The organism is Nocardia sp. NPDC003963 (assembly GCF_053605105.1).
The window spans coordinates 268376-293756 of the sequence record NZ_JBSGIP010000001.1; the positions used below are offsets into that span (position 1 = coordinate 268376).

At 65.5% G+C, this 25381-nt stretch carries 22 protein-coding genes and 1 pseudogene; 14 read left to right on the forward strand and 9 right to left on the reverse strand.

The window, feature by feature from the left end; genetic code table 11:
* Nucleotides 1-30: 30 nt before the first annotated feature.
* The 10 genes from ACWEWT_RS01250 to ACWEWT_RS01295 all read left to right on the forward strand — a co-directional run bounded on the left by ACWEWT_RS01250 (nucleotide 31) and on the right by ACWEWT_RS01295 (nucleotide 11682).
* Entirely contained in the window at nucleotides 31-1215 is a 1185-nt protein-coding gene (locus tag ACWEWT_RS01250) for an acyl-CoA dehydrogenase family protein (RefSeq protein WP_452554945.1), read from the forward strand.
* A gap of 29 nt (nucleotides 1216-1244) precedes the next feature.
* Nucleotides 1245-2201 carry a VOC family protein gene (locus ACWEWT_RS01255; RefSeq protein WP_452554947.1) on the forward strand — a complete coding sequence of 319 codons (957 nt, stop codon included), beginning with the start codon at nucleotides 1245-1247 and terminating at the stop codon, nucleotides 2199-2201.
* Nucleotides 2202-2506: 305 nt separating this feature from the next.
* A complete protein-coding gene (locus ACWEWT_RS01260) occupies nucleotides 2507-4132 on the forward strand; it encodes a flavin-containing monooxygenase (protein ID WP_452554949.1) in 1626 nt (541 codons plus the stop codon).
* A gap of 71 nt (nucleotides 4133-4203) precedes the next feature.
* On the forward strand, nucleotides 4204-5190 hold the full coding sequence (locus tag ACWEWT_RS01265) for an alpha/beta hydrolase (protein WP_452554951.1): 987 nt from the start codon (nucleotides 4204-4206) through the stop codon (nucleotides 5188-5190).
* 58 nt (nucleotides 5191-5248) lie between these two features.
* On the forward strand, nucleotides 5249-6139 hold the full coding sequence (locus tag ACWEWT_RS01270; RefSeq protein WP_452554953.1) for an SDR family NAD(P)-dependent oxidoreductase: 891 nt from the start codon (nucleotides 5249-5251) through the stop codon (nucleotides 6137-6139).
* Nucleotides 6139-7023 carry an SDR family NAD(P)-dependent oxidoreductase gene (locus tag ACWEWT_RS01275; protein ID WP_452554955.1) on the forward strand — a complete coding sequence of 295 codons (885 nt, stop codon included), beginning with the start codon at nucleotides 6139-6141 and terminating at the stop codon, nucleotides 7021-7023. Before ACWEWT_RS01270 ends, ACWEWT_RS01275 begins: the two co-directional genes overlap by 1 nt.
* Complete coding sequence (locus tag ACWEWT_RS01280) at nucleotides 7020-8987, forward strand: flavin-containing monooxygenase (protein WP_452554957.1); 1968 nt, start codon at nucleotides 7020-7022, stop codon at nucleotides 8985-8987. The genes ACWEWT_RS01275 and ACWEWT_RS01280 overlap by 4 nt, the downstream gene beginning before the upstream one ends.
* Nucleotides 8988-8989: 2 nt before the next feature.
* Nucleotides 8990-10222, forward strand: a complete 1233-nt coding sequence (locus tag ACWEWT_RS01285; protein WP_452554958.1) for an NADH:flavin oxidoreductase — start codon at nucleotides 8990-8992, stop codon at nucleotides 10220-10222.
* A gap of 188 nt (nucleotides 10223-10410) precedes the next feature.
* Nucleotides 10411-10671: a hypothetical protein gene (locus tag ACWEWT_RS01290; protein WP_452554960.1), complete on the forward strand. Its 261-nt coding sequence runs from the start codon at nucleotides 10411-10413 to the stop codon at nucleotides 10669-10671.
* Nucleotides 10672-10761: 90 nt separating this feature from the next.
* Nucleotides 10762-11682 carry an alpha/beta fold hydrolase gene (locus tag ACWEWT_RS01295; protein WP_452554962.1) on the forward strand — a complete coding sequence of 307 codons (921 nt, stop codon included), beginning with the start codon at nucleotides 10762-10764 and terminating at the stop codon, nucleotides 11680-11682.
* Here ACWEWT_RS01295 and ACWEWT_RS01300 read toward each other — a convergent pair.
* Nucleotides 11625-12302, reverse strand: a complete 678-nt coding sequence (locus tag ACWEWT_RS01300; RefSeq protein ID WP_452554964.1) for a Dabb family protein — start codon at nucleotides 12300-12302, stop codon at nucleotides 11625-11627. The genes ACWEWT_RS01295 and ACWEWT_RS01300 overlap by 58 nt on opposite strands.
* Complete coding sequence (locus ACWEWT_RS01305; protein ID WP_452554966.1) at nucleotides 12295-12642, reverse strand: hypothetical protein; 348 nt, start codon at nucleotides 12640-12642, stop codon at nucleotides 12295-12297. Before ACWEWT_RS01305 ends, ACWEWT_RS01300 begins: the two co-directional genes overlap by 8 nt.
* A 154-nt stretch (nucleotides 12643-12796) precedes the next feature.
* Here ACWEWT_RS01305 and ACWEWT_RS01310 point away from each other — a divergent pair, with 154 nt between their 5' ends.
* The gene (locus ACWEWT_RS01310) at nucleotides 12797-13396 is read left to right on the forward strand and encodes a PadR family transcriptional regulator (RefSeq protein WP_452557623.1); all 600 of its coding nucleotides are present in this window, start codon (nucleotides 12797-12799) and stop codon (nucleotides 13394-13396) included.
* A gap of 27 nt (nucleotides 13397-13423) precedes the next feature.
* On the opposite strand, the gene ACWEWT_RS01315 is transcribed toward ACWEWT_RS01310, so the two are convergent.
* Complete coding sequence (locus ACWEWT_RS01315; protein ID WP_452554968.1) at nucleotides 13424-14203, reverse strand: IclR family transcriptional regulator; 780 nt, start codon at nucleotides 14201-14203, stop codon at nucleotides 13424-13426.
* A 358-nt stretch (nucleotides 14204-14561) separates the two neighbouring features.
* Between ACWEWT_RS01315 and ACWEWT_RS01320 the strand changes: the two genes are divergently transcribed.
* On the forward strand, nucleotides 14562-16286 hold the full coding sequence (locus ACWEWT_RS01320; protein WP_452557625.1) for a 3-ketosteroid-delta-1-dehydrogenase: 1725 nt from the start codon (nucleotides 14562-14564) through the stop codon (nucleotides 16284-16286).
* Nucleotides 16287-16639: 353 nt separating this feature from the next.
* Here the strand turns inward: ACWEWT_RS01320 and ACWEWT_RS01325 are convergent, their stop codons facing one another.
* Complete coding sequence (locus ACWEWT_RS01325; protein ID WP_452554970.1) at nucleotides 16640-16909, reverse strand: ferredoxin; 270 nt, start codon at nucleotides 16907-16909, stop codon at nucleotides 16640-16642.
* Nucleotides 16906-18054, reverse strand: a complete 1149-nt coding sequence (locus ACWEWT_RS01330; protein ID WP_452554972.1) for a Rieske 2Fe-2S domain-containing protein — start codon at nucleotides 18052-18054, stop codon at nucleotides 16906-16908. The genes ACWEWT_RS01325 and ACWEWT_RS01330 overlap by 4 nt, the downstream gene beginning before the upstream one ends.
* 293 nt (nucleotides 18055-18347) lie before the next feature.
* Between ACWEWT_RS01330 and ACWEWT_RS01335 the strand changes: the two are divergent.
* Both ACWEWT_RS01335 and ACWEWT_RS01340 read left to right on the forward strand, forming a co-directional pair.
* Nucleotides 18348-19895, forward strand: a pseudogene (locus ACWEWT_RS01335) (FAD-binding protein); the annotation flags it as partial.
* Between the two features lie 6 nt (nucleotides 19896-19901).
* Nucleotides 19902-20453: a flavin reductase family protein gene (locus ACWEWT_RS01340; protein ID WP_452557627.1), complete on the forward strand. Its 552-nt coding sequence runs from the start codon at nucleotides 19902-19904 to the stop codon at nucleotides 20451-20453.
* Between the two features lie 475 nt (nucleotides 20454-20928).
* Here the strand turns inward: ACWEWT_RS01340 and ACWEWT_RS01345 are convergent, their stop codons facing one another.
* The 4 genes from ACWEWT_RS01345 to ACWEWT_RS01360 all read right to left on the reverse strand — a co-directional run bounded on the left by ACWEWT_RS01345 (nucleotide 20929) and on the right by ACWEWT_RS01360 (nucleotide 25334).
* Nucleotides 20929-22152: a DegT/DnrJ/EryC1/StrS family aminotransferase gene (locus ACWEWT_RS01345; RefSeq protein ID WP_452554974.1), complete on the reverse strand. Its 1224-nt coding sequence runs from the start codon at nucleotides 22150-22152 to the stop codon at nucleotides 20929-20931.
* 184 nt (nucleotides 22153-22336) lie between these two features.
* On the reverse strand, nucleotides 22337-23632 hold the full coding sequence (locus ACWEWT_RS01350; RefSeq protein WP_452554976.1) for an LLM class flavin-dependent oxidoreductase: 1296 nt from the start codon (nucleotides 23630-23632) through the stop codon (nucleotides 22337-22339).
* A gap of 89 nt (nucleotides 23633-23721) precedes the next feature.
* A complete protein-coding gene (locus ACWEWT_RS01355; protein ID WP_452554978.1) occupies nucleotides 23722-24615 on the reverse strand; it encodes an aldo/keto reductase in 894 nt (297 codons plus the stop codon).
* Entirely contained in the window at nucleotides 24612-25334 is a 723-nt protein-coding gene (locus ACWEWT_RS01360; RefSeq protein ID WP_452554980.1) for an SDR family NAD(P)-dependent oxidoreductase, read from the reverse strand. The genes ACWEWT_RS01355 and ACWEWT_RS01360 overlap by 4 nt, the downstream gene beginning before the upstream one ends.
* Nucleotides 25335-25381 lie beyond the last annotated feature (47 nt).

Genomic DNA, 25381 nt, shown 5'->3' on the forward strand with positions numbered 1-25381 from the left:
CCACTTTCCGATCGCGAACCAGGAGTTCCGATGTCCCATCCCGTACTCGACAAGATCGTTGCCATCGCCGACGAGATCCGTTCCGGCGCCGAGGAAGGGGATTCCCTCGGCCGACTGCCCGACGCGATGGCCAAGAATCTGAAAGATGCCGGAATCATCCGGCTGCTGCAACGCAAGAAGTACGACGGCTACGAAGCACATCCGCGTGAGTTCGCCGAAGCGGTGATGAAAACCGCGAGCATCTACGGTTCCGCCGGATGGGTCGGCGGCATCGTCGGGGTGCATCCATGGCAGCTCGCCTTCGCCGATCCCAGGGTGCAGGACGAAGTACTCGGCCAGGACAGCGATACCTGGCAGGCCTCGCCCTACATGCCCGGCGGCGTAGCCGTGCCGACCGACGGCGGTTACGTGATGACCGGACGCTGGCAGTTCTCCTCGGGCACCGACCACTGTGACTGGATATTTCTCGGCGCGATGGTGGGTGGTGCGGACGGCAAACCGCTGATGCCGCCGCAAGGTCTGCACGTGATCCTGCCGCGATCGGACTACGAGATCGTCGCGGACTCCTGGGATGTGGTCGGTCTGCGCGGGACCGGTAGCAAGGACATCATCGTCGAGGGCGCCTTCATTCCGGACTACCGGGTGATGGATTCGGCGAAAGTGATGGACGGTACGGCCGCCGAGGAGTATGGAGTCACCGAAACGCTCTACAAGATGCCGTGGTCCACCATGTTCCCGTTGGGAATCACCTCCGCGACGATCGGCATCTGCGAGGGCGTGCTCGCGGCCGGGGTCGACTATCAGCGTAACCGGGTGGGTGCGACCGGCACGCTCGTCAAGGACGATCCGTACGTGCTGCACGCGCTCGGCGAAGCGGCCTCGGAGATCGACGCGGCCCGGCAGCAACTGCTGGCCAATGTCGATCGGATCTGGGACAGGGTCGACCGAGGTGAGGAAATCGATTTCGAGACACGCGCCGCGGTCCGCCGTGATCAAGCGCGCGCGGCCTGGCGGGCGGTACGCGCCGCTGATGAGATCTTCGACCGGGCGGGTGGGAACGCGCTGCGGATGGACAATCCGTTGCAGCGTTTCTGGCGTGACGCGCACGCCGGTCTGCACCACGCCATCCATGTCACCAGCACCACCTATCACGCGGCGGCCGTGGCATCCCTCGGCGTGGAGGTCCCGCAGGGACCGCTGCGCGTCATGATCTGATCACTCCGGAAAGGAATATGAGCCAACCGATGACGGAAATCAAAGCGCTCGGCTACGTACGGGTTCTGGCCACGGATATGGACCGCTGGCGTGAACTCGGGTTCGACGTCCTGGGCTTCGCGCCGGGTTTCGGGGACGAAGAGGACGCCCTGCACTTCCGCATGGACGAGCGTCCCGCCCGGATCACTGTCGAACGTGGTGACGTCGACCGGGTGACCGCGGTCGGCTGGGAGGTCCGGGACGCATCAGCACTGCGGCGGCTTGCCGCCAGCTTGGACGAGGCCGGCTTCGCGTATACGCCGATGTCCGAGGAACTCGCCGACCGGCGGAAAGTCGAAGCCGGTATCTGCATGAAGGATCCCGGTGGCACGCCGCTGGAGTTCTTCCACGGACCGGTGCTCGAACACAGTCCGGTGCTGACGAAGTACGGTCAGAAGTTCGTCACAGGAGCGCAAGGGTTGGGCCATGTGGTGATGCCGACGACCAACTTCGACGAATCGTTCGCTTTCTACACCGAGATATTGGGATTCCTGTCCCGGGGCGCATTCCGCATGCCGACGCCCCCCGAGATGGGGCCGTTGCGGATCCGGTTCATGGGTGTGAACCAGCGCCATCACAGCCTGGCGATCATGCCGAGTATGGAGGGCCGCGATCCGGGTCTGATCCATGTCATGGTCGAGGTGGATGAGCTGGACGCGGTCGGCCGCGCGTACGACCAGGTGATGGCGCGGGACTTCCCGGTGTCCTCGACCTTGGGGCGGCACACCAACGACAAGATGATCTCCTTCTATGTGCGCGTGCCCGGCGGCTGGGATATCGAGTACGGGTACGGCGGCGAACCGGTCGACGAGGCCTATTACACAGCCGAGGAAATCACCGCCGACAGCTACTGGGGCCACGAGTGGATGTGGGCGCGGGAGATGAAGGAGGCGCAGCGGTCCGCCGCGGCACAGGAGAACGGGGAAACGGAACCTGCTCGGGCCTGATGACGAACGTTCGGTGAGAGCGCGGCGGGGGTGATCGTTCCTCGGGTTGACGGTGTGTCCGGGCCGACCGCTGAACCGCCGGGGTTCGGCAATCGGGACCGGCCAGATCGGGGTAGTGCCGTGGGTTGGATGGCCCGCCCTGGAGAGCGGCTCATGCGGTCGCCCCGGAATTCCTCCACTCGTCCAACCATGAGTAATACCAATCGGATTCGGATACCGCTGGGTGGGAAAAGGTGATCGATAAGTGTTGCCGGGCATCTAACTTGACTTCGAGCGGCGGTACCTCAGCGAGGGAAGAGAATGTGGTGACAACCCAGGACAGTGATTTCGACGCCGTTGTCGTCGGTGCCGGTATCTCCGGGCTGTACGCGGTGTACAAGTTCCGGCAGCGCGGTATGCGTGTGCACGGCTTCGAATCCGCCGAGGGAGTGGGCGGCACCTGGTATCACAACCGGTATCCGGGAGCGCGCTGCGATGTCGAGAGTATCGACTATTCGTACTCGTTCGACGAAGAGTTGCAACAGGAATGGACCTGGACCGAGCGGTTCGCCGCCCAGGAGGAGATCCTGCGCTATCTCGAATATGTCGCCGATCGCCACGATCTCCGTTCTGCCTACGATTTCCTGACCCGGGTGACCGCGGCCGTCTACGACGAGGACGCCCGCCGGTGGACCGTGACCACCGATACCGGCAGAACCGTCACCGCCCGCTTCTGCATTCTGGCGACCGGAGTGCTCTCCGCGACGAACAAACCGGATATCCCCGGACGGGACACCTTCGCGGGGGCGACCTACCACACTGGTGAATGGCCACACGATCCGGTCGATTTCACCGGTAAGCGAGTGGGTGTCATCGGAACGGGTTCATCAGGTATCCAGGCCATTCCGGTGATCGCCGAGGACGCCGACCAGGTCCTCGTGTTCCAGCGCAGTCCCAACTACTCGATTCCCGCGGGTAACAGACGGCTGACCGACGAATTCGTCGCCGAGGTGAAAGCCGATTATGCCGAGCGACGTCGCCTGTCCCGGCTCAGTGGAGGCGGTACGCCGAACAGCCCGTACCCGAAAGGCGCCTTGGACGTCGACCAGGCCGAGCGGACCAGGGTGTACGACGAATGGTGGCAACGCGGCGGGTATCTGTTCGCCAAGGCATTCCCGGACCAGACCGTCAGCCGGGCGGCGAACGACACCGCCCGCGAATACGTCGAAGCCAAGATCCGGGAGATGGTCGATGATCCCGAGGTCGCCGAGCAGCTGATACCTACCGACCACCCCATCGGAACCAAGCGGATCGTCACCGATACGGGATACTTCCAGACGTACAACCGGGACAATGTCACCCTGGTCGATCTGCGGCGCGCACCGATCACCGCCATCACCGAGTCCGGTGTACAAACCTCCGAATCCTCTCATGAACTGGACATTCTCATCTTCGCGACCGGGTTCGACGCGATGACCGGTTCACTGTCCCGGATCGATATCCGCGGCCGGTCCGGCCGTGAACTGAAGGTGGAATGGTCGGCGGGGCCCCGCACCTATCTGGGACTCGCCGTCGCCGGCTTCCCGAATATGTTCGTACTCGCCGGCCCCGGCAGCCCCAGCGTGCTCGCGAATATGGTGCTGATGGCAGAACAGCACGTGGACTGGATCGCGAGCTGTATGGATCACCTGGACGAGCACGATATCGCCACGATCGAGGCGACTCGGGAATCGGTGGACGAATGGGTAGCCGAATGTAATGCGAAGGCCGCGGCAACGCTGTTCCCCAGCGCCGATTCCTGGTATATGGGCGCGAATATCCCGGGTAAGCCACGTGTATTCATGCCGTATATAGGCGGATTCGGAAACTACAACGGCATCTGCGCCGAAGTTGCGGCAGCCGGATACAAGGGATTCACTCTCGACGGCCGGACCTCCGCACGACTCGGCTGACCGTTCACGCCGCGAATTCCCCGGCGCGAGTGCGCCTTCCCCGTACGACGATAAGTGAGGACGTGGTCGAGATGGGCGGACAACGACGGTCCGACCTGCATCCGGATGTCGAAGCGATGCTCTCGGCATTGGAGGCGTTTCCGGACGTGACCCAGTATTCGGCAGCCGAGCTACGCGAGATCATCGTGGCTCGGCGTGCCCCGATGGCCCGACAGCCGCAGATGCGTGTCGTCGCGGACAGATTGATCGATGGCCCGGGCGGGGCACTGGCCCTGCGGGTCTATCTGCCGATCGGTGGCTCCGATCCGTTGCCGGTGGTCGTGTTCGCTCATGGCGGCGGCTTCGTCTTCTGTGATCTCGACAGTCACGACGAGTTCTGCCGGGCGATGGCCGACGCTGTCGGTGTCGCGGTCGTCTCGGTCGACTACCGGCGGGCGCCCGAGCATCCGGGACCGGCGGCGATGGAGGATATGTACGCGGCCGTGCGATGGACTGCCGAGCACGCCGCGGAGTTCGGTATCGACCCGGATCGGCTCATGGTCGCCGGTGACAGCGCCGGCGGTAATCTCGCCGCTACGGTGAGCTTGGCTGCTCGTGACCGGGGTGGCCCGGCGATCGCCGCGCAGATATTGCTCTACCCGGTGATCGATGACGACTTCACCACCGAGTCCTACCGGCTGTATGGCGAGGGGTACTACAACACCACCAAGGCCATGCGCTGGTACTGGGAACAGTACGCACCGGACGGAACCGGCGATCCCTATGTGGTCCCCAGCCGCGCCGACTCACTGGCCGGTCTGCCCCGCGCGATCGTCGCGACCGCCGAACTCGACCCGCCGTGCTCGGCCGGAGACGACTACGCCCGCCGGCTCGCCGAAGCGGGAGTCCCGGTACGTGCGCATCGGTTCGACGGCCTCTTCCACGGTTTCCTGACCTTTCCGGCGCTATCGCTCACCGGGCCCGCCCGAGAACAGCTCTGGCAAATGATGCGGGAGGTCCTGGCGGAGATCGAATCCTCCGGGGCGCCTTCCCACGATGTGCGCGGCGCGGCCGGGTGAGCACCGCCGGTCCACGGAACCCGGAGCGGACCCAGGCCCAGTGAGCACGGAGAGGAATATGACACAGCGATTGTCAGGCCGCACCGCCCTGGTGACCGGCAGCAGCCGTGGAATAGGTCGCGCGATCGCGCAACGGCTGGCGGCCGAAGGCGCGACCGTCGTCGTCACCGCTCGGTCGGCGGCCGCCCCGACCCCGTCGATCCGAGACGGAGCGACGCACCTGCTGTCCGGCTCGCTGGGGGAGACCGTTCACGCGATCGAGAACGCCGGCGGTAAGGCGATCGCGATCCCCGCCGACCTCGACGACACCGAGCAGCGCGCCGGACTGGTCGACGAGGTCGTCGCGTCGACCGGCGGCATCGACATCTTGGTGAACAACGCGGGCTTCGCCGACTACAGCCCGATCGCGGAGATGAGTGACGCCACTTTCGACCGCACGATCGAGCACTATCTGAAGGTTCCGTTCGTACTCAGCCGGGCAGCGATACCTCATTTCCGAGCACGCGGCGGAGGCTGGATCGTCAATATCGGGTCTTCCACCGGACTGGATCCGATCCGACCGTTCCGTGAGTACAACAAGACCTCCGGCGATGTCGTCTACGCCTCCGCGAAAGCCGGGCTGCACCGCCTCACCCAGGGGCTGGCCGCGGAACTGCTCGACGATGGTATCGCCGTCAACGCGGTCGGGCCGTCGACGGCCGTCATGACGCCGGGGGCGGCGACTCTGCTCCCGGATGGTTACGAGACCGAACCGGTCGAGTACCTCGCGCAGACGGTGCTGGAGATGTCGACGGCGCCGGCGTCCGAGCGCACCGGCCTGGTGGCGTTCAGTCTGCACTACCCGTACGCCACCGGCACACCGGTCATGTCGCTCGACGGACGGACCGAATTGCCGCGACGCGAGCCGCCGGCCTGGTCGAACCCGAATATTCGGTCGGAGGGAATCTGATGGTCACGACGGCGAAGGAGCGGTTCGCCCGGGGCACCGCCGTGGTGACCGGCGCCGCGGCGGGTATCGGGAAGGGTCTGGCCCAGCGGCTGGGCGAACTCGGGATGTTCGTCGTCGTCGCCGATATCGACACCCGCCGGGCGGCCGACGTCGCATCCCGAATCGTCGAACACGGGGGCGCAGCAGCAGGTTTCGGTGTCGACGTCGCGGACGCGAACCAGGTCGAAGAGTTGGCCGCGACGATCTTCGAGCGCTACGGCAGCGTCGAACTGTTGATCAACAATGCCGGAGTCGAGTCGGCCGGTCTGCTGTGGGAAATCGATGCCGATCGGTGGCAGCGGGTGATGCAGATCAATGTGGACGGCGTCTTCTACTGTCTGAAGGCGTTCGTGCCGCGGATGCTAGAGGTGGGGACACCGGCATGCATCGCCAATCTCTCCTCGGTCGGCGGGCTGAACCCGGTCGCCGTGCAATCCCCCTACATTGTCAGCAAGTTCGCGGTGCAGGCGATGACCGAGTGTCTGTATCAGGACCTGTCGATCGTCGGTGCACCGATCCAGGTCAGCGCAGTGGTGCCCCATTCCATCCGCAGCGAGATATTCCGCTCGGCGCAGCGCGCAGCGCCCACCACGAACCCGATTGCCAACGCGGTGTTCGCGGCGATGCAAAGGGACAACGTCGAGAAAGGTCTCGATCCCCTCGACGCGGCCGAACACATGCTCGAACAAATTGCCCGCGGTGATTTCTGGATCTTCTCCGACGACGAGATGTGCATCGCGTCGGCAACTCGGCGCGGACAGCAACTACTCGACCTGAATCCGCCCACGAACCCACGCGATATGCTCGCCCGGATGGGCGTGCCGCTCCCGGAAGGCAGCTCATGACCGACACCCTCGACACCGGCACCCACGCCGCGGCCGATCCCGAAGTTCTTCTGCGCAACGCGATAGCGGAATGCGATCCGGCTCCGCTGCTGATGGCGATGGTGCACGCGACCGGTGACACCGGGCTCCTCGAGGAATTCGGCGCACGACTGACGCTCGAGGAACCGGGAAACCACTACCGAACCGGTATTCGCCCGACCGCTCCGCCCGGTACCTATCCCGACGATGTCGCTGCCGATATCCGCGCCCGGGCTCGCGAGCTACTGACCACCGAGTCCGCCGCGGAACTCGCTGTACCCGACGACGAGCTGTTCCGCCGGATGGCGTCCGTGTGCACCGCGCAGCGAGTGGACGCCGAATTCGTTCCCATCCTGCTGGAGCAGGCCGGGTTCACGAAGAATCGGCGTCGGGTCCCGGTCACCACCACGCCTCCCGCAGATTTCGAGGTCATCGTGATCGGTGCGGGAATAGTCGGTATCAACGCCGGAATCAAACTCGGTGAAGCCGGATTCCGCTACACCATCTTCGAAGAACGTGACGATATCGGCGGGACCTGGCACCGCAATACTTATCCGGGTGCGGCCGTGGATACCCCCAGTCACTATTACTCGTACTCCTTCGAACTGAACCCGAACTGGTCGAAGTACTATCCGACCGGGCCGGAATACCAGAATTACCTGCTCGATGTGGTCGACAAATACCGGTTGCGGGATCACATCCGGTTCGGCACCCGGGTGCGGTCGGCGACCTGGCTCACCGAGGAGAACCGGTGGGAGGTGGTGACCGAGGATCGGGACGGCACCGCTCGCCGGCACCGGGCACGTGCCATCGTCACCGCGCTGGGCATGCTCAACGCCCCGAACATCCCCAGCGTGCCGGGGATGGATACCTTCGCCGGCACCGTGACCCACACCGCCGAGTGGGATACCGAGCTCGATCTGAGAGGTAAGCGGGTCGTTGTCCTGGGGACCGGCTGCACATCGGTGCAGGTGGTCGCGAGCATCGTGGACGAAGTCGAATCCCTGGATGTCGTCGTCCGGAGCCCGCACTGGCTGGTGCCGGAGAAGACGGTGGGTGGCGAGGTACCCGACGGCGAGAAATGGGCCATGGCGAACCTGCCGTATTACGACCGGTGGTTCCGGCTCCGGACCTACTGGTTCGCCTCGGACAATCTCTACGTGCTACCCCGCATCGACAAGGAATGGGCGGCCACGCACCGGTCGGCCTCACCTGCCAACGATATGGTCCTGAACACGGCGCTGGAATATCTACAGAAGAGCTTCCCCGAGCGCCCGGACCTCATCGAAAAACTCACCCCCGATTTCCGCCCCTATGCGAAACGGATCGTGAAGGATCCCGGCTTCTTCGCTGCGCTGAACCGGGAGCATGCGAACCTGCATCGCGCCTCCTTCCGAGAGGTCACCCCGGACGGTGTCGTCACCACCGACGGAACGTTCATTCCCGCCGATGTCATCGTGCTCGCCACCGGATTCCAACTCCAGTTCACCACCACGATCGATATCACCGGCCGGGACGGCCGGACATTGGCCGAGGTCTGGAAGGGCGGCGAGGACCCGCGCGCCTACCGGGGTGTCCAGGTATCCGGTTTCCCGAACCTGTTCGTCACGGCGGGCCCGAACTCGGCACCGAATCATGGTGCGGGCCACAACATCACCGGCGAGGAACAGGTCCACTACCTCATCGAATGCCTGCAGTACCTGCTCGAGAACGAGCACGCCGCGATGGACGTCGTGCAGTCCGCGCAGGACGACTACAACGACCGCGTCGATACGGCTCTCGACGAGACGGTCTGGGTACATCCCGGCGCGCAGGTCAACGGCTACTACCGCAACAGTGCTGGCCGGGCCGTCGTGCCCTGCCCGTGGCGTCTCGTCGACTACTGGACCATGCTGCGTGAACCGAATCCCGAGGACTTCATCTTCCTCGCGAACGAGAAGGCGTAACAGTGAGCACACGCGAGATTCCCGATGTCCTGGCCCCGGCGCGGCTCGGGCCCGTGACCCTGCGAAACCGGATCATCAAATCGGCGACATTCGAGCACATGTCACCAGGCGCGCTGGTCAGCGAGGAGCTCGTCGACTTCCATCGCCGCCTGGCCGCCGGTGGTGTCGGTATGACGACTGTCGCTTATTGCGCCGTCGCTCCGGAGGGGAGAACCGAGGCGGATCAGCTCTGGATGCGCGACGAGGTCGTGCCCGGGTTGCGACGGCTCACCGACGCGGTGCACGAGCACGGGTCCGCTGCCTCGGCGCAGATCGGTCACGCCGGGCCGGTGGCGAACGGGAAATCGAACGGCCTCCCGGCGTTGTCCGCTTCCCGGCGTATCAATCCGCTGGGGCCCCGGGTCACACATGCCGCGACACTGGCCGATATCACCCGGATCCGTGATGCGCACGGCGATGCCACCCGATACGCCATCGAGTCGGGCTTCGATGCGGTCGAAATCCATTTCGGACACAATTATTTCGCGAGCTCCTTTCTGAGCCCGGTGCTCAATTCGCGCACCGACTCCTACGGCGGCTCACTGCGCAACCGGGCTCGGCTGGTCCGTGAGACTGCCGCCGAGGTGCGGGCCGCCGCCGGCGACCGCATCGCGGTGCTCGCCAAATTGAACATGGATGACGGGGTGCCCGGCGGTTTCTGGCTCGACGAGGCCATACAGGTCGCGCAGTGGCTCGAGGAGGACGGCAGCCTGGATGCCATCGAACTGACCATCGGCAGTTCGCTGATGAATCCGATGTATCTGTTCAAGGGCGACGCACCGCTGGCCGAGTTCGGCGCGGTGATGCCGCCGTTGATGCGGCTCGGCGTGAAGCTGGCGGGGAAATATTTCCTGCACAGCTACCCGTACGAAGATCTGTTCATGCTCGACGCGGCCCGCCAGATTCGGGCGAGCGTGGATATGCCGCTGGTCCTGCTGGGTGGTATCACGGATAAGGAAGCTATGGATACGGCGATGGCCGAGGGCTTCGAATTCGTGGCCATGGCCCGTGCGCTGCTGCGCGAGCCCGATCTGATCAACCGGATCAGTGCCGACCACTCGGCGAAATCGTTGTGTATCCACTGTAACAAGTGCATGCCGACAATCTTTTTCGGGACCCACTGCCCGCTGGCGGCCCCGAGAACTCCTGCCGACGAACTGAACCCCGGCTCGGCGACGGTGACCGAGATCCGCTGAACGGGGCGTTCCGGCCAACGGGAGCAGGCCCTCCGACCGCCGCGGAAGCGGTTAGCTTCGCGTTATGTGGATTTCGACCACGAGGAGTACGCGATGACACTGGGAACCGGCATCGTGCCGGACGGTCTGCGTTCCCGGCCGGAAGCCACCGTGCTCGACCGGGAAGCCGGCGGAGAGCGACAGTCGGCATGACAATGCGTCCGCTCGCCTGCCGGGAGTGCGGGAAACAAGTCCTGGTCGAGAAGTTCAGCGCTGTCCACACCGCGGTGCAATGGACCTCTGATGCCGGTGAATGCCCGTTGATCTCGGCTCTGGACCGAGGCATCGGGCACCCCGAGCGCGGTTGTGAAGCACTGCGCCGCAGTATCGATCGTGCCGTAGCCGAACACGAACTGCCCGTGTCGAGTATCGAGCTGCCCGGTGGTGACGAGATACCGAGACTGCATTGAGGTGTGCCGGGTATCCGAGCTCCGATCACTGTGCCGTTCATCGGGAAGACGCGCCGCCGAGCCGATGCGCCGATGGCAGGCTCGAGACCCATGAGCACCCCAGTCGAAAGCCGAGTCGTCCCAGAGCTGCAGGAGCTGCCGACCGAGCACGGCACCCTGCGATACCGCGAGTGTGGGGACGGCCCGCCCCTGCTCCTGCTGCACGGCTCCGGTCCCGGTGTCACCGGATGGCGTAACTTCGGCGGTAACTCGGCAACATTCGCCGAGCACTACCGGACACTGATCCTGGAATTCCCCGGATTCGGCGTCAGTGACGATTTCGGTGCGGCACACCCGATGATGTCCGCCCGGCAAGCCGTGACCGCCTTTCTCGACGGACTCGGGCTCGACCGGGTCCGGATCATCGGAAATTCCATGGGTGGCTTCGTGGCCACCGATTTCGTGCTTGCTGCCCCCGATCGGGTCGAACGGCTGGTCACGATCGGCGGAATCGGTACCCCGTTCTTCAGCCCGCAGCCGGGTGAAGGGATCATCCGGCTCAGTGAGTTCGTCGACAACCCGACTCGTGACTCGCTGGTCGCATGGTTGAGGTCGATGGTGTTCGACCCGGCGCTGGTCACCGAGCAGCTCATCGAAGAACGGTGGGCGCAGGCGACCGACCCGGCGACACTGGAGAATTCGCGCAGGATGTACAGCAGCGCAGCCTTGGAGCGAATGGCCGCTGCCGCGCGAAGTGCGGATACGACCCCGAGCTGGGCGAAACTGGCCGGGATATCGGTTCCGACTCTTGTCACCTGGGGGCGGGACGATCGGGTCAGCCCGGTCGATATGGCGTTGCTCCCGATGCGCACCCTCCGCAACGGTGAGGTGCACATCTTCCCCAACTGCGGCCACTGGGTGATGATCGAGCAAAAGGACGCCTGGGAAGCTGCCGTGCTGGCTTTCCTGCGCCGTCAGCCGGGTTCCGGCGCCGGATCTATGACCGGCGCCGGGATCGCGCAGAAGCTGTGACAGATACGGTCTTTGACGATCTGCTCGGGCGACTCCGGATCGAACCACTGGTCGACCAGCGCCCAGTGGATGGGGTGATGCATATAGGGCCCGAACAGACCGTCCGTATCGGTGAATTCCTGTTCCCAGACGTGGGTCCACTGTGTGGTGCCGCCGGCCCGATCGATCTGGCTGAGCTGCCACGCTCGGATCGCCGGGATATGTTCGGGCATCTGCAGAGTCGCCTGTTCGAAACGATGAACGGCAGCGGGCACCGCCGTATCGTCGACGCGCAGGAGGAGCGTTCGGTACACGGTGGGGGGACTCGACGCTGTGCGGCTGCCGGTTCGTCCCGAGCTGGGCGATCCCCCCGCGTACTCCGCGGAGTCCGTGTGCTCGATGGCCGGCCCGGCTGTCGCCTCGGTGATGATCGGGCGACGGCGTACCCACTCGGCTTTCGAGGGGAACTGGAAGTGCGCGATGATATCTCCGCCGTTGCGGACGCCCGGCAGGGTCGGTGACACGACGATGCGTTTCGCGCCGGCGAATTCTCCGGCGGCGGTGAGGCGCTCGATGGTCATCTTCGCTGCCAGCTCGTCCGTTTTGTCGGCGAGGTGTACCAGATGCGTCACTTTATACATTGCACAGTCCTTCTACGTCCTCGGCGCGGGCGGCCATCGACCGGGTTCTCTCGACGATCAGCGGCGCCATCGAGGCCCACCACTGGGCCGGTTCCGGGTCGTGTCGTGCGCTGACGGCGGCCGCCCACCATGAGCGAGTTCCCGCGGCGGTCCACGTGGCGGTGACCGTATTGGTCTCCCCGTCGACCAGGACCGGTGGGCTCATCAGCACTCGTTCCAATGTCAACCCACGCTCTCTGGCGCGCGGTGCGTAGTCACTGAGATAGGCGTCGATGAATGCACGCGCCCGACCGGGCTCGAGCACGATCTGATCGATGACGTAGATGGTGTGGTCATCCATGGAGACGAACGTAGGTGGTGGCCCGTCGTTTGGAAGTCGGCTCTCCCAGTGGTCGGGAGTGCGCACGGTACAAGTCCTTGTAGGCTGCACGGTCGTGGCCACCGACCTCGATTCCTACCCCGATCTGCCGACGACGAGCTGGGCTGTCCTGGGCATGTTGGCGTTCGGCGAGGAACTGACCGGTAACGATCTGAAGAAGTGGGCCGACTGGAGTATCGGCTTCTTCTACTGGAGTCCGTCGGTCAGTCAGGTCTACGGTGAATTGAAGAAACTCGAGGAACTCGCCCTGGTGAGTTCCCGCGTGGTCGCCGATGAGCGCACCCGTGGCCGGCGCCTCTACGGAATCACCGATCTCGGGTTGCGTGCGTTGCGGAACTGGTCCCGTGATGCCGAGGTGGATATGCCGGTGCTCAAGCACGGGGTCATGCTCCGTCTCTGGATGGGACATCTACACGACCCGGATCATCTCAAGCAGATCGTCCGTAAACACATCGCCAACCTCCGTGACCGTGCCCGTCAGGCACAAATTCACGCGGAACACTCCGAGCCCGAACCGGGGTGGGCATTCACTCAGATGAGCCTGCGGTGGTCGCAACGCAGCATCGAAGCGGAGATCGAGTTGGCAAATCAGTTGCTTGCCGATATCGACGAGGCGGCCGCACGCTATCGCGAGTACGCGGCACACGACGAGAATGATCTGCCGGTTCCGCGAATTCCCGGCAGATGGCGCACGATCGGAGACGATCGCCCCTGACGTTCCCGGGTATCAGGGGCAATTCGCTCAACCCTCGAAGCGCACGCTGGGCGCGGTGGGAAGTGACCGCAATATGTTGCGGCGCTGCATGGTCGGTGTGACCCGCACGCCGACCGATACGCTGCGCCAGATGGCGTTCGCGGCGAGCTGGACCGGACTTGTCATCTGGCTGCCGAAGTTCATCTTGGTCAGTGGACCGCAGATGGAGACCGCGGTCGTCGCTTCCCCGACCGGCCCGATCGGTGCGGCGATGCACCCGAATCCTTGCAGCGTGCCGTTGCGTGCTGTGGCGTACCCGAGTTCCCGGATCTGTGCGTCTTCGGGTGCGTTGCCGCCGTTGAATGCCAGCAGAGCTCTGCCGAGTGCCGATCGGTCGGCAGCCAGCCTCGCTCCGACCCGGGTCGGAACATGTGCGGCGAGGCGACCGCCGATCTTCTCGAGATAGACGACGTCCGCACCGTCGAGGACGGCCAGATGGACGACCATGCCGGTGGCCCGATAGAGGTGCTGGAGATGCTCGGCGGAGGCCGCGTGAACTCGATCCTGGTGTACGGCCAGCGAGCCCAGCTCGACCAGCCGTATTCCGAGGCTGTAACTGCGGCCCTCACGTCGCAGCCAGCGCAACTGAACCAAGCGTTCCAGCATGCGGTGCGCGGACGACCGGGGCAGGCCGGTGCGGTCGACGACATCCGCCAAGCCGAGGCTCTCGTGCCCGTTGAACGCATCGAGTACAAGCGAGATCCGCTCGAGAATGGCGCTGGGTGTCGCCGCCGTACCGGTCTGCGCATCCGGGGTCGTGATCGTCATGCTGTGGCTCCCTTGCTCACTAGCGCCATCGCTCTGACATGGCTATTTCTATTAGAAAATAGTGACATATACCAGCCGGTATGTGAAGCAGCTCACGGAGCTCGGGTGGTCATGGGCGTAATCGGATCGCATCGTCGGGTCGGCCGAGTGCTGGTATCCGGAACTCGGGCCGGGTGCGCGGCAGGCGGTCGACAGCGGCGCCACAGGTGACGTCCGGGGTCGAAGTACCGCCCCGCCGAACGCCCGGAACGCCGCGCGGCAAGCTTCCCGCTCAATGGAAACGGCCCGTGGAGGAGGCGCTGCCCGGCCTACGTTTACACGCACTTGTCGTCCCATTCGATTGTGGAGCTCGGAACAGATGGTGAAGAAAATCCCCCCGGTCGTGCCCGCTCACGACACGATCGTCGACCTTCTCGTCATCGGTTCGGGCACCGGTATGGCCGCCGCGCTCGCAGCTCACGAGTTGGGGCTGTCGGTAGTGATGGTCGAGAAGACGGCATATGTCGGTGGCTCGACCGCGCGATCGGGCGGTGCGTTCTGGATCCCGGGCAGTTCGATTCTGCCGGAGCCACACGAGCAGGGAATCGACGAGGCCGGAACCTATATCCGGGCCGTTGTCGGTGACTCGGCTCCCCGCGAACGCGGCGCGGCGTTCCTCGAGCACGGCGCGCAGGCCGTCGCGATGCTGGAACGGACAACGCCCATGCGTTTCTTCTGGGCCGAAGGGTATTCCGACTATCACCCCGAAGCGCCCGGCGGCCGAGCGGCGGGACGTACCTGCGAGTGCCGTCCCTTCGACGCCTCCGTCTTGGGACCGGAGCGCCCGAGGCTGCGACCGGGGGTCATGGAGGCTCCGGTACCCATGCCGGTGACAGGTGCGGACTACAAGTGGATGAATCTCGTGGCACGCAAGCCGGTCAAGGCGCTGCCACGCATCATGCGGCGGGCTGCCCTGGGAATCGGTGGCATGCTCATCGGGCGGGAGTACCTGGCCGGCGGCCAGGCTCTGGCCGCGGGGTTGTACGCGGGTGTGCTGAGTGCGGGAATCCCGGTCTGGACCGAGACGAGCCTGGTACGGCTCGTATACGCCGACGGACGTGTCTCGGGCGCGGTGCTCCGGCAGGGCGAGCGTGAGATCACGGTGCGAGCGCGTCGTGGTGTCGTGCTCGCCGCCGGGGGCTTCGATCACGATGTCGATGGAAGGCACAAGTATCAATCGCCCGCACTGGTACCACACGCCAGTCTCGGATCCGAAGGCAATACCGGCGACGCGATCGAAGCCGCCCGCGAGCTCGGTGCCGCGACCGCTTCCATGGATCAGGCATGGTGGTTCCCTGCCTTTGCCCCATTGCCCGCTTCGGCACCGGCGGTGATGCTCGCGGAACGCTCCCTGCCGGGCTCGTTCATAGTCGACCAGACCGGCCGGCGATTCATCAACGAATCCATCGACTACATGTCCTTCGGCCAACAGGTGCTCGCTCGCGAACGGGCGGGCGACCCGGTCTCCGAGATGTGGCTGGTGTTCGATCAGCGCTACCGCAACAGCTATATTCTCGCCGGCAGCGTCTTCCCCAGGCAGCCGATACCGAAAGCCTGGTTCGAAGCCGGGATCGCGCACCGTGCCGATGATCCTGCCGCGCTGGCGCAGGCCATCGGAGTCCCGGTGGATGCGTTCACCGGCACCTTCGCGCAGTTCAACAACTATGCCGAGAACGGGACCGACCCCGAATTCGGTCGCGGCACAAGCGCTTACGACCGTTATTACGGCGATCCCACGGTAGCTCCGAACCCGAACCTGTCCGCGCTGCGCAAGGCGCCCTATTACGCGGTGAAGATGATCCTCAGCGACCTCGGCACCTGCGGCGGGGTCGTCGCCGACGAGCATGCCCGGGTCCTGCGGGAGGACGGAAGCCTCATCGAGGGCGTGTATGCCATCGGCAATACGGCGGGCAACGCGTTCGGCACGACCTACCCCGGTGCCGGTGCCACCATCGGGCAGGGCCTGGTCTACGGCTACATCGCCGCCCGGCACGCCGCGGCAAACAATACAACGGAGGCTGTGATCTCGGCGTCCGTCGAGTAGCCCGGACGGTGAGTCGCCGGCAGCCTGCCTGCGGTTGAACCGCCGACGGTGGATGTGCGCGGAACGGCACCGCACTCAACGCTTTGGTGAACCGTGCTGTTCGACGATCGCGACCGAGATGTGCCACCGACTGTTCTGCGCAGGACGGGCATACCCACTACCTGCCAGGCGCCTCCGGAAGGCGCGGTGGCATGCGAGTCCCGCCACGATCCGGTTCGTCGGCGACGCCTGTGTCGGTATCCGGAAATGATCCGGGCGCCGGATCCGTCGGGCCGGCGCCGACCTGCGGGTCGCTGCGTATCCGACGCTGACCGCTGTGTGATCCCGAGTTCCTGAGCGGATGCCCGGACCGGTCAGGCGAGCGGTCGCTCCACGACCGGGAGATCGCCGGAGGCCGCGGCGTCCCGGATGGTCTCGCGTAGCCGCGAGCAACCCGCCAGCGACGGCCCCGGCATCGGGGCGGCGCCGAGTTCCCGGCATGTCGACAGTGCCTCGGCGTTCCACTGCACACTCGTCTGGTGCCGGCTGCTCTTTCGCACCAGCAATTCGGCTGTGCAGACCCGGCAGCGCAGCGGCTGCATCGGTGTGTCGAGCAGGCGATCGTCGGTGCGGGGAGCGGTCATGTCGCCGAGCCTGCCGAATCGGCCTGCCGCGCGAGGTTCTCCTCGATCTCCCGGTTCCAGGCTTCCAGTGGACGGGTGGTGTCGAGTTCGAACTCGAAACGGTCCACCATTTCGGGCGCGATATCGGCGATATCGACGTAGAACTGTTCATACCACCGTCGCAGCTGGTAGACGGGGCCGTCTTCCTCGCACAGCAACGGGTTGTCGATGCGTGCTTTGTTCTTCCAGATCTCCACATCCTGCTCGAAGCCGAGTTTCACCCAATCGCCGAGCGCGACGGCGGCACGCATCGCCTCGTCGTCGGGCAGTCCCGCGGATTTCTCGACGATGATGCCGTACTGCAGCACGAACCTCTCCGAGTCGATCGGGTAGTGGCAGTTGAGCAACACGGTCCGCTGGTCACCCTGCTCGTAGCGGTAAGTCAGATCATCGATCATGAAGGAGGGGCCGTAATAAGAGGCTACCGACGACGTGCCGAGCATCTTCGGCTGTCCCTCGGGCGCCGGAAAGTCCGCTCGCGCACCACTTTTGAAGTACTGGGTGGCGATCGACCCTTCGAAAACGTTCTTGAAATATGTCGGCAGCGACCCGTGGATATAGAAGAAATGGGCCATATCCACCACATTGTCGATGATCTCGCGGCAGTTCGTATTCACCACGGTGGTGTACCAATGCCAGTCGGTCCAGCCGTCGCTGCCCGCGCCCTCGATCCGCGGAATCGTGACATCCTCGGTCGGCGGTTCACCTTCCGGATCGTTCCATACGAACAGCATGCCGTCTTGTTCGAGCGCGGTCCACGACCGGGTGCGTGCCAGCGGAGGCACCCGGCGGGCATAGGGGATCTGCTTACAGCGGCCGTCGCCGCCCCAGCGCCAATCGTGGAAGGGGCACGCGATCTCATCGCCCTTGACTTCGCCCTGGCTCAGATCGCCGCCCATATGCCGGCAGTACGCGTCGAGGACGTTGAGCGTGCCGTCGGCGCCGCGGAAGATCACCAGCTTGGTCCCGAATGCCTGCACGGTGTGTGGTTTTCCGGCGGTGAAATCGCGAAGCAGGCCCAGACAGTGCCAGCCGCGGGCGAACCGCGTGGGCGCGGCCGCTGCTTCTATCCGTCGAACGTCCTGATCCGGCTGCGTCGTAGTCATGATCGACTCTCCTCGGGGATAGCGCGGAAGCGAGCTGAGGCACCGTCGATACGGCGGCCTCCGCGATACTTCGGTTGTAGCAAGCCCCCGATCGGTGGGAGCAGTCACATTTCACTGACTGGACCCTCTTCGATTGCCATCTCGTTGAACGGAACGCGGGCCCGTCGCGCCCCTGTATCGCTGTCACTATTCGCACGGTCCATAGAAGAGCAATGCACTGGTCACCGCCGCACGGCACGGGTGGGCGCCTGGCGGCGACGGGGCTCAGCAATTGCGGTGAGAAAGGGTGACCCATGAGCTGGGTGGATTCGGCGGTCGAATGGGACGAACGGTGCGAGGTGCTGGTGCTCGGTTCCGGCGGCGGTGGGCTCACCGGGGCCTACACCGCCGGGCGCGAGGGATTGCACGTGATCGTCGCCGAGGCCACCGATCGGTTCGGCGGCACCACGGCGTACTCCGGCGGTGGGATGTGGTTTCCGGGCAACCCGGTGCTGCGGCGTGCGGGCGACGACGACACTCCGGAGGATGCTCTGGAGTATTTCCGGGCGGTGGTGGGTGACCGGACACCGGCGGAGTTGCAGCGGGCCTTCGTGACCGGCGGCGCCCCCCTCGTCGAGTACCTCGAACAGGACCCCGCACTGCGGTTCCAGGTACTGCCCTGGCCCGACTACTTCGGCAACGCACCGCATGCGCGGCCCACCGGACGTCATATCACTCCGGTCCCCCTGCGCGCCGATGTGTTGGGGGAGTCGGCGCCGGAGGTACGGGCACCGCTGGCCACCGATCGCCGTTCGGTTCCGGTACCCGATCAATTGGAGGGAGGCCGTGCGCTGATCGGCCGCCTGCTGCTGGCATTGCGGGCGCTGCCGACCGTCGAGTTGAAGCGGCGCGCGGCCTGCCGGGAACTGATCCGGCTGGACGGCCGGGTGGTGGGAGCGTCGGTCTCCACCCCCCAGGGCCTGCGGCGTATCCGGGCCACGCGCGGTGTGCTCGTCGCGGCGGGTGGGTTCGAGCGGAACAGCCGGATGCGTTCGACTTTCGGGGTGCCGGGCTTCGCGCGCGATTCCATGGCGCCGTCGGGGAATACGGGCGCGGCGATGGAAGCCGCGATGGGAGTCGGCGGCGATGTGGACCTGATGGACGAGGCATGGTGGGCGCCGGGTCTGACTCATCCCGACGGCAGCTCGACCTTCTCGATGTGGTTCACCGGCGGCATCTTCGTCGACAGCGATGGCCGCCGGTTCACCAACGAGTCGGCACCCTATGACCGGGTCGGCCGGGATGTGCTCGCGGCCATGGATTCGGGCCGTATCGAGCTGCCGTACTGGATGATCTACAGCGGCACAACGGATCTTGCGCCCCCTGTACTGTTCGCGGGGATACCGCTGGACGATCACGAGGCATACCGTGCGGCCGGATTGTGGCATCGTGCCGACACTCTCGCCGAGCTGGCCGAACTCATCGGGGTCCCCGCACCGGTGCTCACCGAGACCGTGGAGCGTTTCAATGCCGCCGCGGACGCAGGGGCGGACCCGGATTTCGGCCGGGGCGGTGAACCCTACGACCGTTCGGTACCCGGCTGTCCGGATCCCCTGGTGCGGATCGACGGCGGACCCTACTGCGCCGCGGCGTTCGGCCTGTCGGATCTGGGTACCAAAGGGGGTTTGCGGACCGATGCCGCCGCCCGGGTCCTGGATTCCACGGGCGCGGTTGTTCCAGGGCTGTACGCCGCGGGTAATTCGATGGCGGCGGTGAGCGGTACCACGTATCCGGGGGGAGGGAATCCCATCGGCGCCTCGATGGTGTTCGCGCACCTCGCCGCGTTGGATATGGCGGCCGCGACCGGGATGCCTGGTGTACCTACGGTTCCGCGTTCCGAACCCACGCCGGGCGAGTTCAAATCGGCACTCGGGCGTTTCTGTTCCGGCGTCACCATCGTGACGGCGACCGGCGCGGACGGCCCGGTCGGATTCAGCTGCCAATCGTTCTCGTCGCTGTCTCTGGAGCCGCCGTATGTGTGTTTCTGTCCGGCGGTGACCTCCACTTCCTGGCCCCGGATCCGGGCCGCGGGCAACTTCTGTGTGAACGTTCTCGCCGCCGATCAGGACGAGGTATGCCGCGCCTTCGCCCGCAGCGGGACCGACAAGTTCGCCGGTGTGGAGTGCGCGCCGGGCGATAACGGCGCTCCACGGCTGGCCGGATCGCTGGTATCGCTGGAATGCACACTGGAGGAGGAGGTACCCGGTGGTGACCACACCATCGTGATCGCACGGGTCACCGCGGTCGGGCCGATCCGGGAGACCGAGCCGCTGCTGTTCTACCGGTCGTCGTTCCGCGACCTGGCATCGGACCCGGTGGCCGCCGGCGCATACGGTGCGGATACCTGGCGCTGGGGCTGACCGCTCGGTGGGTGCCGGACTCGCCCCTGAGACGAGCCCGGCACCACGCCCGCACATGCGTACCGCCTGACCCACACGGACGCTTCGAGCGCAACGGCACCGGGTCGTAGGACCGAGCCGGAAGGCTGGGTCGTAGACCGGCGGATGCAGTCCAGGCTTGTTCCCGAGTCGATCTCGTATGGAAAGCTTCGGTATCCGCGCTGGTCGAGCATCCGCGGCGAAGCTGCACCCCAGTTGGTCGGCAGCCGGGATCTGCGAGATGGGTCCTGGGAAGACCCGCACGCCACAGGAAGGGCTCGACGCTGCCGGTACCGGCAGCGTCGAGCCCTGCACTCGTTATCCGAGTCGTCCTACCGTTCACGAGACGTAGTCACCGGTGGCGCACCGGGCGGGCCGGGACGCCGCCCGGTCGACCCGATGCTGTCGAGAGAACCCGCTGCGCGGGGTGCCGTACCGCCGCCACGCGCGGACCGCCTCAGTCGGCGGCCGGTGCGTAGCGGCGCGCGAATTCATGGACCTGTGCGACGACGTGATCGAGTTCTTCGGCGGTCATTCCGTGGCTCATGCCCAGTGACATGCCGCGTTCGAATACCTCGTCGGCGTTGGGCAGACCATCTTCGGGTACCCGGTATTCGACTCCGCGCATCATCGGATGGCGGGTGACATTGCCGCTCCATACGGTGCGGGTGTCGATACCCGCGGCCTCCAGGTGGCCTTGCAGATCGGCCCGGGCGAATCCGGCGTCTTCGCGGATGGTGACCGGGTAGCACAGCCAGGCGGTGTGGAAGTCGGGGTGCTGGCGCGGTAGCCGGAACAGGGACGGGTAGGCGCCGAAAGCGCCGTTGAATGCGTCGAAGATCTCGGCGCGTCGCTGATAGTTCTTGTCGAGCTTGGACAGTTGGACGAGGCCGAAGGCGGCACCGAGTTCCGAGGGCTCGAAGTTCCAGGGCAGGACGTCGAAGATGAAGTCGTTGTCGTAGGCGACACCGTCGAGATCCTCGCGGAAGACCCGGCCGGTGCCGGCCGCCTGGGAACCGAAGAGGTGTGGTTCGGAGCGCCGGCCCCAGCGGCGCAGCATGAGGCCCTTGTCGCGGAGCTTCTCGTCGTCGACGCAGACCATGCCGCCATTGCCCGCGCAGGTGATGATGTGTGACATGGCGAAGCTGGTGACAGTGATATCGGAACGGCTACCGGTCTTGGTGCCGCGCAGTGTGGTGCCGATGCAATCGCAGGAGTCTTCGATGACCTTCAGGCCGTGGCGGTCGGCGATATCGCGGATGGTATCCCAGTCGGGAGCGTTCCCGGCCAGGTTCGGCAGCAGGATGGCCTTGGTCTTGTCGGTGATCAGCGCCTCGACGGCGGCGGGGTCGGCGTTGTAGGTATCGGGTTCGACGTCGACGAATACCGGAATCCAGCCGCCGCGGACGATGGGGGAGACATCGGTGGAGAATGTCAGTGGTGAGGTGATGACCTCCGAGCCCTTGGGCAGTTCGAGCAGTTCGAGCGCCAGGTAGAGCGCCGAGGAGCCCGAGTTGCACATCAGTCCGAGTTTCTTGCCGTACAGGTCGGCGACACGACGTTCCATCTCGGCGACATTCTTGCCGATCTTGAGCGCGTACGGTCCGCCCTGCAGCACCTCCAGGCAGGCGTTGATCTCGGCTTCGTCGTGGACGCTGCGTGCGTAGATGACCCTGGTCACGATAGATCTCCTCGTAGTGTGAAATCGGTAAGGAAAATGTCGCCTGGTACGGCGTTTCGCCGGCTCCTGTGCGTCTGGAATCCAGGCGGTTCGGGCCGGTGGTCTCGTCGGGTCCGGAATCGAACCCGCTGCGGTCGGCCTGATTCGGCGGCCGTGATTTCGCGGTGTGTCCTGGCGAGAGGCCTCATCCGTCGGCGAGGTGGTCACGCAGGGTGGTGCCTCGGTACTTGTTCCGTAGCAGACCGCGGTCCTGCAGCCGGGGCACGACTTCGTCCACGAACTCGTCGAGTCCGAGCGGGAGATCGGCGGGGAGCACGATGAATCCGTCGGCGGCGCCGGCCTCGAACCATTGCTGGAGGTCGTCGGCAACTGTGTCGGGCGAGCCGACGAGTGTACGGTGGCCGATACTGAGACCCACCCGCTGCGCGAGCCGGCGCACGGTCAGCCCTTCCCGCAGCGCGACCTCCGTCAGCAGGGTAGGCCTGCCCACACTGGCGTTGCCGGGTAGGGAATCCCGCAGATCCGGGAACGGCTCGTCGAGTCCGAACCGGGACAGATCGATACCGCCGAAGGTCTGATTCAAGAATTTCAGCGTGGTCTGCTCGCTGATCAGCGACCCGAGTTCGATGGCGAGATCGCGGGCCTCCTCGTCGGTGCGCCCGATGATCGGGGTGACACCCGGTAGCACTTTGACCGCCGAGCGTTCCCGGCCCGCGGCCTTCGCGAGGGCGCGCATGCCCTCGGCGAACTCGAGCGAGGATTCGATCGAATGCTGTGTCGCGAACACCAGGTCCGCCACCCGGGCGCCGAGCTTCATCCCGGTCGGTGACGAGCCCGCCTGCGCGAGCGGGATCCGGCCCTGTGGGGAACGCGGGATGGTGAGCGGGCCCGCGACATCGAAGTGCTCCCCGTGGTGGTCGATGCGGCGGATTTTCGCCCGGTCGACCCAGATCCCGGCCTCCCGGTCTGCGACGATGGCATCGGGGTCCCAGCCGTTCCACAGCGCGCGGACGACGTCCACGAACTCCTCGCCGCGCACATAGCGGTCCGTGTGTTCGGGTAGTCCGGCCGAACCGTAGTTCTCGGCGGCGGCCGGAATGGCGGTGGTCACCACATTCCAGCCGGCTCGGCCGTCGCTGAGGTGATCCAGTGTCGCGAATTGCCGCGCAACCGTGAACGGATCGTTGTACGTGGTCGAACTCGTTCCGATCAATCCGATGCGATCGGTGACCACCGACAACGCGGAGAGGACCGAAACAGGATCGGGACGATCGGTGGCATCGGTTTCGACCGCGGGCGACAGATTCAGCGCATCCGCGATGAAGAACGCGTCGAAGCAGCCGCGCTCGGCTGCTCGGGCGAGATGTGCCCAATGACCGAAGGTGTGCATCCGGTCAGGGGCGGTGCGCGGTGACCGCCACACCGACTGGCCGACGCCGACTCCTTGTGCGAATACGGCCAGGTGCATGAGTCTGCTCATGGAATCTGTCTTCTTTCTGCGATTGCGGCCCGCCGACAGGATCCGGGCGCACGCGTGGTCTCGAGGATCGATTCGGCGTTCGTTTCGGGTCAGGAGCCGGTCTCATCCGGGGTGTCGAGCAGAGCGAGTTCGTCGGCCGTCAGTTCCAGCGACGTCGCGGCGACGGAATCCAGTACCGATTCGGGGCGTGACGCGCCGGGGATCGGGATGACGACCGGGGACCGATGCAGTTGCCAGGCGAGCGCGACCCGATGAATGCTCACGCCGCGAGCCCGGGCGACCTCGGCGAAAGGCGACCCGCCGCCGCCCAGGCTTTTGGCCTGTCGCATTCCGCCGAAGGGCCCCCACGACAGGAACGTCAGTCCGCGCTCCGCGCAGGCGCGGATCTCCTTCTCTGCTCCGCGTGCACCCGGTGAGTACTCGTTCTGGACGGATACCAGTGCGTCGCCGAGGATGGTCCGGGCGATGTCGATCCGGTCGATATCGACGTTGGAGATCCCTATTCGCGCGATGAGGCCTTCGTCGTGCAGTGCCCGCAGAGCGGACATGGACTCCTCGTAGGGTAATTGCGGGTCGGGGCGATGGTGGTGGTATAGCGGCAGTGGGTCGAGCCCGAGGCGCCGGATCGACGCCGTGCAGGCGCGGCGGAGGTGTGCATAACTGCCGTTCGTCCACCAGGTGTCGGTTTCGGGGAAACGGAGGTGGCCGCCTTTCGTGGCCACGATGATGTCGTCGGCGGGGCCGGACCACGAGCGGAGCGCTTCCATCAGTGCCAGCTCGTTGATTCCGTCCCCGGTTCCCGCAGGTCCGTAGACGTCCGCGGTGTCGAACAATCTGACTCCGGCGTCGAGAGCCGCATGGACCGCCCGTCGCCCGCGGTCGATGTCATAGCCGTTCAGCTGGGTGATCGTCATGGCGCCGAATCCGATTGCCGGTACCGCGAGGTCGCCCAGTTTCCGGAGCGGCAACGATATCTCGCTCATTTGCCGACCGTCGTCCATCCACCGTCGACCGGCAGACAGACGCCGGTCACGAAGGTCGCGTCGAGTGCGAGATGTTCGATAGATCGTGCCATTTCGTCCGGAGTGCACAGTCGACCCAGCGGTGTTCGCGCCTCCGTGGCGGATATGTCGTAGCCGCTGTCGATCAAGTCCTGGACCATCGGGGTCCGCGTATGGCCGGGCGCGACACTGGTGACCCGGATCAGCGGTGCCCACTCGACGGCGAGATTTGCGGTGAGCTGGCGTACCGCGGCTTTTGCAGTGCCGTAATCGGCCTGCCGATGCCAGCCTCCGTAGGCGGTTGTCGACGAGACCGTGACGATCGATCCGTTTCTGCCGTCTGCCAGCAGCGGCCGCGCGAACGCGGACGCCACGAGAAAGGTCCCGAGTACGTGGACATCGAAGAGGCGACGGACTTGCTCGGGGTCGAGCTCCAGGGCCGGAACATACGAACCACGGATTCCGTGACAGGCCACCAGCACATCGGGAGCCGACGACTGCGCCGAGGCTCGAGCGAGCGCCGCCTCCACCGCACTGTGGTCGGTCACATCCACCCGGTAGTAGTCCACCCCCTCGCGAGCGGGTCGGGGTTCGCCGAGATCGAAAACGCTCACCCGCAGACCCCGCGCGCGCAATCGCTCGACTACGGCGGCGCCTATTCCGCTGGCTCCGCCGGTGACCACGGCATGGTGTGCGACCACGATTACTGCTCCTAGTGTGAAAGGCTTTTGGGTCCGGACTGTTCGGA